This is a genomic window from Simplicispira sp., assembly GCF_028687295.1.
GTDB classification, from domain to species: Bacteria; Pseudomonadota; Gammaproteobacteria; order Burkholderiales; family Burkholderiaceae_C; genus Simplicispira; species Simplicispira metamorpha.
The window spans coordinates 1,229-9,947 of the sequence record NZ_JAQUAL010000121.1 but is presented as its reverse complement, the minus strand read 5'-3'; the positions used below and the strand labels follow the sequence as shown (position 1 = coordinate 9,947).

11 protein-coding genes are annotated in these 8,719 nt (G+C 63.5%); 5 read left to right on the top strand and 6 right to left on the bottom strand.

What is annotated here, in order from left to right:
- Positions 1-283: 283 nt before the first annotated feature.
- The 5 genes from PHX69_RS12490 to PHX69_RS12470 form a co-directional block, all read right to left on the bottom strand.
- Positions 284-784: a flavodoxin family protein gene (locus PHX69_RS12490; protein ID WP_288044060.1), complete on the bottom strand. Its 501-nt coding sequence runs from the start codon at positions 782-784 to the stop codon at positions 284-286.
- Between the two features lie 131 nt (positions 785-915).
- The gene (locus PHX69_RS12485; RefSeq protein ID WP_288044057.1) at positions 916-1,947 is read right to left on the bottom strand and encodes an NAD(P)H-dependent glycerol-3-phosphate dehydrogenase; all 1,032 of its coding nucleotides are present in this window, start codon (positions 1,945-1,947) and stop codon (positions 916-918) included.
- Positions 1,948-1,996: 49 nt separating this feature from the next.
- Positions 1,997-2,443 carry a protein-export chaperone SecB gene (gene secB / locus PHX69_RS12480; RefSeq protein WP_119013813.1) on the bottom strand — a complete coding sequence of 149 codons (447 nt, stop codon included), beginning with the start codon at positions 2,441-2,443 and terminating at the stop codon, positions 1,997-1,999.
- A 74-nt stretch (positions 2,444-2,517) separates the two neighbouring features.
- Positions 2,518-2,778: a glutaredoxin 3 gene (grxC, locus tag PHX69_RS12475; RefSeq protein WP_119013814.1), complete on the bottom strand. Its 261-nt coding sequence runs from the start codon at positions 2,776-2,778 to the stop codon at positions 2,518-2,520.
- 57 nt (positions 2,779-2,835) lie between these two features.
- Positions 2,836-3,240, bottom strand: a complete 405-nt coding sequence (locus PHX69_RS12470; protein ID WP_119013815.1) for a rhodanese-like domain-containing protein — start codon at positions 3,238-3,240, stop codon at positions 2,836-2,838.
- 72 nt (positions 3,241-3,312) lie between these two features.
- On the opposite strand from PHX69_RS12470, the gene gpmA reads away from it, so the two are divergent.
- The 4 genes from gpmA (at position 3,313) to PHX69_RS12450 (ending at position 6,965) form a co-directional block, all read left to right on the top strand.
- A complete protein-coding gene (gpmA, locus tag PHX69_RS12465) occupies positions 3,313-4,056 on the top strand; it encodes a 2,3-diphosphoglycerate-dependent phosphoglycerate mutase (protein ID WP_288044054.1) in 744 nt (247 codons plus the stop codon).
- Positions 4,057-4,183: 127 nt separating this feature from the next.
- Entirely contained in the window at positions 4,184-5,623 is a 1,440-nt protein-coding gene (locus PHX69_RS12460; protein WP_119013817.1) for a S41 family peptidase, read from the top strand.
- A gap of 75 nt (positions 5,624-5,698) precedes the next feature.
- Positions 5,699-6,457, top strand: coding sequence for a HesA/MoeB/ThiF family protein (locus PHX69_RS12455; protein ID WP_288044051.1), 759 nt, complete (start codon positions 5,699-5,701; stop codon positions 6,455-6,457).
- Positions 6,458-6,569: 112 nt separating this feature from the next.
- A complete protein-coding gene (locus PHX69_RS12450) occupies positions 6,570-6,965 on the top strand; it encodes a response regulator (protein ID WP_119013873.1) in 396 nt (131 codons plus the stop codon).
- 11 nt (positions 6,966-6,976) lie between these two features.
- Here PHX69_RS12450 and PHX69_RS12445 read toward each other — a convergent pair whose 3' ends face one another.
- Positions 6,977-7,609 carry a response regulator gene (locus tag PHX69_RS12445; RefSeq protein WP_119013819.1) on the bottom strand — a complete coding sequence of 211 codons (633 nt, stop codon included), beginning with the start codon at positions 7,607-7,609 and terminating at the stop codon, positions 6,977-6,979.
- 148 nt (positions 7,610-7,757) lie between these two features.
- On the opposite strand from PHX69_RS12445, the gene PHX69_RS12440 reads away from it, so the two are divergent.
- Positions 7,758-8,719, top strand: a 962-nt coding sequence (locus tag PHX69_RS12440; RefSeq protein WP_288044050.1) for a CHASE3 domain-containing protein, incomplete at its 3' end; no start/stop codon positions are given.

Genomic DNA, 8,719 nt, shown 5'->3' with positions numbered 1-8,719 from the left:
GCAACCAGCAAGCGTGCGCCCAAACCCAAGGCTCCCAAAGGGTTCGTGGACGGCAGCCTCGCTCGCTCGCATGTAGCAACCGCTCGGGTTATCAAGGCTGGGCGGGCAACACCTTGAAAGGGGTGGCATTTAGCCCTTTATTGGCGGGCGCTAGCAGCTATCAAAAATGAACCCTACAGCAGATTTTCTGCACGGCCCGCAGGCCGAGTCAGGCTACAGGGCGCAGCTTGGCAGCGTCTACAGGGTTCCTACCAGGCGGCGCCGAGCGCACCCGACCCGGGGATCAAAACACCCCCAGCACCAGCCCCGCCGCCAGCGCCTCGCCCAGGGCGCGGCACTGTTCCAGGTCAGCATCAGCGATGTGCTTGGGCGCCAGGATGGCCTCGGGCGTTTGCGCGTGGGTACACACGATCAGCGGCTCGGCCACCGCTTTGAGGCGCCAGCCAGTGGCGATGCGCGCCATCTGCCGGGCGGCGTTGCTGCCATCGCTGCCCGCGCAGACCAGGCTGGCGTAGGGGCGGCCATTGATCTGGTCCAGCACGGCGTAGTAGCTGCGGTCAAAAAAGTCCTTGAGCTGGCCGCTGATGGCCGCCAGGTTCTCGGGCGTGGCAAACACATAGCCATCGGCTGCCAGCACATCCTGTGGCCCGGCCTGCGCGGCGTGCAACAGGCGCACGGTGCAGCCACGCTCCTGCGCAGCGCCATCGCGGGCGGCCTCGGCCATTTGCTGCGTGCCGCCGGTCAGGGAGTGGTAAACGATCAGCAGGATTTTGTTGGCGCACATGGGCATTGAAGAGGCAATGGGATGGTGCATGCTGGCGCTATTGCCACCATTGCGCAAGCCCCAGAGCACCCCACGGCAATCGTGAAAGCGCCGGTGCAGAGCGCCCCCGTTGGCTGCGGCGGGAGATCAGCTCAGCACGAGGCCCAGGCGCCTTCGCCCTTGGGCTGGCGCTCCATCAGCACCGAAACAGCCTCAGCGGGTTGTAGTTGGCCATCAAGCAGGGCCACCACGGCGTCGCTGATGGGCATGTCCACGCCCAGGTGGCGCGCGCGCTGCACCACGGTGCGGGCGCAGTACACGCCCTCGGCCACATGGCCCAGCGAGGCCACGGCCTGCGCCAGCGTTTGTCCCTGGGCCAGCAGCAGGCCCACGCGGCGGTTGCGCGACAAATCGCCCGTGGCAGTGAGCACCAGATCGCCCAGGCCCGACAGGCCCATGAAGGTGTCGGCCCGCGCGCCCAGGGCCACACCCAGGCGCGTCATTTCAGCCAGGCCGCGCGTGATGAGGGCGGCGCGGGCGTTCAGGCCCAGTTGCAGGCCATCGCACAGGCCGGTGGCAATGGCCAGCACGTTTTTCACGGCACCGCCCACTTCCACGCCCACAATATCGTCGTTGGCATAGACGCGCACGCTGGGGCTGTGAAAAGCCTGCACCAGCGCATCGCGCACGCAGGCGTGTTCGCTGGCGGCCACCAGCGCCGAGGGCTGGCCACGCGCCACCTCCTGCGCAAAGCTGGGGCCACTGAGCACGCCTGCTCTTAAATCAGGAGCTACCTGCGCCCGCACTTCGTGCGCCAGCAGCCCAAAAGCACTTGAACCGGGAAGCGCGGCCTCAAAGCCCTTGCACAGCCAGGCCACGGGGGCGCGGCAGTCGCGCAACTGCGCCAGCATGGCGCGCAGGGCGGCCATGGGCGTGGCCACGATGACCAGATCGGCCCCGGCCACCAGCTCGGTCAGGACGGTGGCAGCACCGTTGACCAGCACCAGCGTGGCGGGCAAGGCGATGTCGGGCAGGTAGCGCGTGTTACTGCGCGCAGCCTGCATGTCGGCCACTTGCTGGGCATCGCGCGCCCACAGCGTCACGCGGTGGCCGGCCGGGTTGGCAGCGGCGCTGATGGCCACAGCTGTGCCCCAGGCACCGGCTCCAATCACTACTATTTTCATAGCTGCTTGCGCTTGTCTGGCGGGCGCTAGAGGCCGATTTGGCTTCAAATTACTGCGGCAGCGTGCCAGCGGCCTGGGCTTGCTGCTGCTCGTACATGGCCTGGAAGTTGATTTCTGCCAGGTGCACGGGCGGGAAGCCAGCGCGGTTGATGATGTCGGCCACGTTGCCGCGCAGGTAGGGGTACACGATTTGCGGGCAGGCAATGCCGATCACCGGGCCCATCTGGTCTTCGGGCAGGTTGCGGATTTCAAAGATGCCAGCCTGCTTGGCTTCGACCAGAAACACGGTGCGGTCTTCGATCTTGGTCTGCACGGTGGCCGTGACAGCCACTTCATAGATGCCGTCGGCCACGGGGGTGGCTTCCACGCCGAGCTGGATGTCCACGCTGGGCTGGGCCTGCTCCAGCAGGATGGCGGGCGAATTGGGCTGCTCCAGCGACAAATCCTTGAGGTAAACGCGCTGAATCTGGAACACGGGTGCTTCTTGGTCGGACATGGAAGTGAGTCTTTCTGCTCAGACAAAAAAACCCGCTGGGGCAGTGGTTACCGCAGCGGGCACATGGGGCGCGATTATGCAGCGCCCAACAGCGGCATCAGGCCACCGCGCGCGTCCAGCGCCACCAGGTCATCGTGGCCACCGACGTGGGTGTCGCCAATGAAAATTTGCGGCACCGTGCGCCGACCGGTGATTTCCATCATCACGGCACGGGCGGCGGGATCGGTGTCGATGCGGATTTCTTCAATCTGCTCTACGCCTTTGGCCTTGAGCACCTGCTTGGCACGGATGCAGTAGGGGCAGACGGCAGTGGTGTACATCTTCACGGGTTGCATGGGAGAACTCCTTGGCGGGGGCAATGAATGGGCAAGCGGGCGCGCGCACGGGTGCGGTCAGGACTTTTCTACCGGCAGGCCGGCCTCTTTCCAGGCTTTGAGGCCACCGGCCAGCACCTGGGCGTTGGCATAGCCCAGCTTTTGCGCCAGGGCCGCAGCGCGCTGGGCGCGTGCGCCACTGGCACACACCAGCACCAAGGGTACAGCCTTGTTTTTGACCACAGCGGGCAAGCGCGTTTCAAACTCGGACAAAGGCACGCTCTTGGCACCGCCCGCGTGGCCAGCGGCGTATTCGTCAGCGCCGCACACGTCAATGAGCACGGCTTTTTCGCGGTTGATGAGCAGCACGGCATTGGCAGCGCTCAAGCCCCCGGCGGCCCCTTTGAGCGCAGGCACCACCAGCATGGCACCCGAAACCAGGGCCAGGAGAATCAAATACCAGTTCTCGACAATGAAATTCACGTTATTCCTTGGGTTGGCAAACAGCAGCAATTTTAGAATGTACGGTTTTGGCCCGCTTTCTTTGGGGAAACCATGCACAAACTCGTTCTGATCCGCCACGGTGAATCCACCTGGAACCTGGAAAACCGCTTCACTGGCTGGACTGATGTCGATCTGACCCCCACCGGCGTCTCGCAGGCCATGTCGGCAGGCAAGCTGCTCAAGGCCGAGGGCTACGAGTTTGATCTGGCCTACACCAGCGTCTTGAAGCGCGCCATCCACACCCTGTGGTATGCCCTTGATGAGATGGACTGCACCTGGCTGCCCGTGCAAAAGAGCTGGCGCCTGAACGAACGCCACTACGGCGCGCTGCAAGGTCTGAACAAGGCCGACATGGCCAAGCAATACGGCGACGAGCAGGTGCTGGTGTGGCGCCGCAGCTACGACACCCCGCCCCCCGCCCTCGAAGCCACCGATGCACGCAGCGAGCGCGGCGACCGCCGCTACGCCAGCCTGCCTGCCAGCGATGTGCCGCTGACCGAATGCCTCAAAGACACCGTGGCGCGCGTGCTGCCCTTCTGGAACGACACCATGGCCCCCGCCATCCGCAGCGGCCAGCGCGTGGTGGTGGCAGCGCACGGCAACTCGATTCGTGCCCTGGTCAAGTACCTGGACAACATCGGCGACGACGACATCGTGGGGGTGAACATTCCCAACGGCATTCCACTGGTGTATGAGCTGGACGACGACCTGCGGCCCATCCGCCACTACTATCTGGGGGATGCCGAGGCGGCAGCCCGGGCAGCGGCGGCTGTGGCGTGCCAGGGCAAGGCGTAAAGCTGCGGTAAAGCTGCCCTCCAGCCACCCGATTGCCCCACCCTCAGGCGTGTAAGAAAATGCCTGCCCGGGAACCGGCGCAGGCATGGCCCTTCCAAGGTATATATTGAAACGGTAAAGGTGTTCTATGGGCCACAAACTCAAAATTGCAGGGTGGGTGTCAATCGGCGTAGTGGCCGGAGCGCTGACCACGGTATCGCTACAAACCGTGGCGCGCGGCGCCATGACGCCGCTGCCGCTGGAAGAAATCCAGCAGCTCTCAGCGGTGTTTGGCTTGGTCAAGACCGACTATGTCGAGCCGGTGGACGATAAAAAGCTCATCACCGATGCCATCTCGGGCATGGTGGCCAGCCTGGATCCACACTCGCAGTATTTCGACAAAAAATCGTTCTCTGAATTTCGCGAAGGCACCACGGGGCGCTTTGTTGGCGTGGGCATCGAAATCACCCAGGAAGACGGGCTGATCAAGGTGGTATCGCCCATTGAGGGTTCGCCCGCCTTCCGCGCCGGCATCAAAACCAACGACCTGATCACCAAGATCGACGACACCGCCGTCAAGGGTCTGTCACTGAGCGATGCCGTCAAGAAGATGCGCGGCGAGCCCAGCACCAAAGTCACCTTGATGATTTTGCGCAAGGACGAGAGCCGCACTTTCCCCGTGACCATCACGCGCGAAGAGATCAAGACGCAATCGGTCAAGGGCAAGATGATTGAGCCCGGCTACGGCTGGATTCGCCTGAGCCAGTTCCAGGAACGCACCGTCGATGACTTCGTGCGCAAGGCCGAAGAGCTGTACAAGGCCGACCCGCAACTCAAAGGCCTGGTGCTGGATTTGCGCAACGACCCCGGTGGCCTGCTGGACGCTGCGGTAGCGGTGTCGGCAGCGTTTTTGCCTGCCAACGTCACCGTGGTGTCCACCAATGGCCAGTTGGCCGAGAGCAAAGCCACCTACAAGGCATCGCCTGAGTTCTACGCCCGCCGGGGCAGTGGCGACCCGCTCAAGCGCCTGCCTGCGGCCCTCAAGACCGTACCGCTGGTGGTGCTGGTGAACGAGGGTTCGGCCTCGGCCAGCGAGATCGTGGCCGGCGCACTGCAAGACCATCAGCGCGCTACCGTCATGGGCAGCCAGACCTTTGGCAAGGGCTCGGTGCAAACCGTGCGCCCCCTGGGCCCTGATACTGGCATCAAGCTGACCACTGCGCGCTACTACACGCCCAGCGGAAAATCCATTCAGGCCAAAGGCATCGTGCCCGACGTGATGCTGGACGAAACCGCCGAGGGCGACGTGTTTGCCGCCCTGCGCATGCGCGAAGCCGACCTCGAAAAACACCTGGGCAACGGCCAGGGCGAAGAGCAAAAAGACGAAGTCCGCGAAAAGGCCCGCGAAGAAGCCCGCAAACGCCTGGAAGAAGAAGCCAAAAAACCCGTGGCCGAACGCAAGCTGCCTGAATTTGGCACCGACAAAGACTTCCAGCTCACGCAGGCACTGAACCACCTCAAGGGGCGTACCGTGCTGGCCAGCAAGACGCAAACCGAGCGCAAGGAAACCAAAAAAGAAGCGCCCTGACCTGCTTTCAGACTGCGCACACCGCACAGGGCCGGACTCCGCCAGGGGCCCGGCCCTTTCAACTTCCCCCATTCCATGAACGACGACCAGCTTCTGCGCTACTCGCGCCACATTCTTCTTGATGAAATCGGCATTGAGGGCCAGGAGCGCATCCTGGGTGCCCATGCACTGGTGATTGGCGCCGGTGGCCTGGGCTCGCCTGCTGCGTTGTTTCTGGGCTCGGCGGGGGTGGGGCACATCACGCTGGTGGACGATGATGTAGTCGATCTGACCAATTTACAGCGCCAGATTGCACACACCACGGCGCGCGTGGGCCAGGCCAAGGTGGCCTCCATTGCCCAGGCGGTGCAGGCCATCAACCCCACGGTGGCCATCCACACGGTGCAGGCACGTGCCGATGCGGCCCTGCTGGAGCAGCTGGTGGCCAGCGCCAACGTGGTGCTGGACTGCTCTGACAACTACGCCACGCGCCACGCCATCAACGCAGCCTGCGTGCGCCAGGGCGTGCCGCTGGTGGCAGGCGCAGCCATCCGCTTTGATGGGCAAATCACCGTGGTCGATCCGCGCAGCAGCGCATCGCCCTGCTACGCCTGCCTGTTTGACCCAGCGGCACAGTTTGAAGAAGTGCAGTGCGCCACCATGGGCGTGTTTGCGCCGTTGGTGGGCGTGATGGGTGCCATGCAGGCCGCCGAGGCGCTCAAGCTGCTGAGCGGTGCCGGACCGTCGCTGGCAGGACGCCTCTTGATGCTGGACGCCCGCACCATGGAGTGGAATAGCCTGCGGGTGCCGCGCAACCCGCATTGCAGCGTCTGCGGCGCAACCGCCACAGCGTAGGAACACGCCTACGTACAGCGCGTGCTGCCGCTGGCAGAATTGCCGACCGGCCAGACCTACAGTGGTTCAACGGTTAACGCACCTGCCCGACGACCGTGCAATGGATCCGATTGTGAAACTCAAGACCTACATCGTTGAAGACAACGCCACCATCCGCGAAAACCTGATTGGCACGCTGGAGGAGTTGGCATCCGTGGAGTCTGTGGGTGCCGCAGCAACGGAGGACGAGGGCAAATCGTGGCTGGCCGCGCACCCTGCGCACTGGGACTTGGCCATTGTGGATTTGTTCTTGCGCCAAGGCAGTGGCTTGGGTGTGCTGGCCGCCTGCCGCAAGCGCCTGCCCCACCAGCGCATGGTGGTGCTCAGCAACTACGCCACCCCGGACGTGCGCGTACGCTGCGCCCAGTTGGGCGTAGATGCTGTCTTCGACAAATCCAATGAGATTGACGCCCTGATCGACTACTGCATTGCCCAGAGCGATGCAGCCCGCCCCTCACCCATCGACTGATGGTGCCCGCCTCAATCAATCAAGCGGTTTTTCAGGGCGTAATAGGTCAAGTCGCTGTTGGAAGACAGCGCCATTTTTTCCATCAGACGGGTGCGGTAGGTGCTCACCGTTTTGACACTCAACGACAGCGCTTTGGCAATGTCGCCCGCCGTTTCGCCACGCGCCAGCTTCAAAAACACCTGAAACTCCCGCTCAGACAACTGCTCGTGCGCGGGCGCATCGTCCTTGCGGTTGAGTTGCTGGGCCAACAGCTCGGCCACCGCAGGCGTCAGGTAGCGCCGCCCCAGGGCGATGGTGCGAATGGCCTCGACAATCTCTTTGGGCTCGCACTCCTTGTTCAGGTAGCCACTGGCGCCCTGGCGAATCATGCTGATGGCGTAGTGTTCCTCAGGATAGCCGCTCAGAATCAGGATGCCCATCTCGGGGGCTTTGGCGCGCAGCATGGCCAGTGCGTCCAGGCCGCTTTGCCCGGGCATGGACAAATCCATCACCAACACATCCACAGGGTGGTTGCGCACCAGGTCAATGGCCTCACGGCCATTGGCAGCCTCCCCGGAGACGCGCAAATCCACATGCTCCGACAGAAACTGGCGCAACCCCGAACGCACGATGGCGTGGTCATCCACAATTCCAACATTGATCATTGAGCCTACTTTCCGCAACGGCAGCTCTGTCTGCCCGCAACACCACGATGTGGCCATACATTGAACCGCACAAGCGGTGCCTGCGGCAACCGCTGGCGGGCGTGGCCGCATTATCCAGAAATTCACCATTTCCGCCCCGGAGGGTTCCATGCGCTGGTCCCAACTGCACAAAATTGCCATCAGCCTGCCACTGGCCGTGCTGGCGGCGCTGGCCCTGATTGCCATCAACGAATCGGGCTACCAACGCTCGCACCGCGCGCTGCAAACCATGGCGCACAACCAGGCCGCACACTCCTCCGTCAACCGGTTGCTGCAAAGCATGCTCGATGCAGAAACCGGCCACCGTGGCTACCTGCTGACCGAGGACGAACGCTACCTGCAACCCTACGAGGTTGCGGTATCCACCGTCAATAGCAACCTGGATGAATTGCGCACCCTGCTGGCCGAGTCCCCCGAAGACATGGCCGACTTTGCACAGCTCTCGCGGCAAATATCACGCAAGCTCTCGGAAATGGAGCTGAGCCTGCAGCTGTACCGCCAAGGCAATGAAGACGCCTGGAAGTTCGTCATGTTCAGCGATGTTGGCAAGGAAAACATGGACGCCATCCGCCGCTATGGGCGCGCCCTGCTGGAGCGCAATACCCAGCGCGTCGTCAGCAGCCAGGTCGAAGTGCAGCGCTCGCTGCACCTCTCGCGCCTGGGCATTGCCACCGTCACGGCCATCGGGCTGCTGGCCTTTTACATGTACCTGCGCCAGACCAATGCCCTGCAACGCGCCACCGAGCGGGAGCAAGAAGTGCTGGAGCACGAACGCGCGCGCCTGGAAGGCCTGGTGCGCGAGCGCACGGCCTCGCTGTCGGCGCTGGCCAACCATTTGCAACAAGTGCGTGAAGACGAACGCGGCTATCTGGCCCGTGAACTGCACGACGAACTCGGCGCCCTGCTGACAGCGGCCAAACTGGACGTGGCACGCCTGAAGTCCCGCCTGGATACGCAGGCACCCGAAGTGCTGGAGCGCCTGCGCCACCTGAGCGAAACGCTCAATGGCGTCATCGCCCTCAAACGGCGCATCATTGAAGACCTGCGCCCGTCTTCGCTGTCCAACCTCGG

What these genes read in the sequence shown, in the direction of transcription:
- secB (WP_119013813.1), bottom strand. Translation starts at nt 2,443, where the DNA reads ATGTCCGACCAAGAAGCACCCGTGTTCCAGATTCAGCGCGTTTACCTC.
- PHX69_RS12485 (WP_288044057.1), bottom strand. Translation starts at nt 1,947, where the DNA reads ATGAAAATAGTAGTGATTGGAGCCGGTGCCTGGGGCACAGCTGTGGCC.
- gpmA (WP_288044054.1), top strand. Translation starts at nt 3,313, where the DNA reads ATGCACAAACTCGTTCTGATCCGCCACGGTGAATCCACCTGGAACCTG.
- PHX69_RS12460 (WP_119013817.1), top strand. Translation starts at nt 4,184, where the DNA reads ATGGGCCACAAACTCAAAATTGCAGGGTGGGTGTCAATCGGCGTAGTG.
- PHX69_RS12490 (WP_288044060.1), bottom strand. Translation starts at nt 784, where the DNA reads ATGTGCGCCAACAAAATCCTGCTGATCGTTTACCACTCCCTGACCGGC.
- PHX69_RS12445 (WP_119013819.1), bottom strand. Translation starts at nt 7,609, where the DNA reads ATGATCAATGTTGGAATTGTGGATGACCACGCCATCGTGCGTTCGGGG.
- grxC (WP_119013814.1), bottom strand. Translation starts at nt 2,778, where the DNA reads ATGCAACCCGTGAAGATGTACACCACTGCCGTCTGCCCCTACTGCATC.
- PHX69_RS12455 (WP_288044051.1), top strand. Translation starts at nt 5,699, where the DNA reads ATGAACGACGACCAGCTTCTGCGCTACTCGCGCCACATTCTTCTTGAT.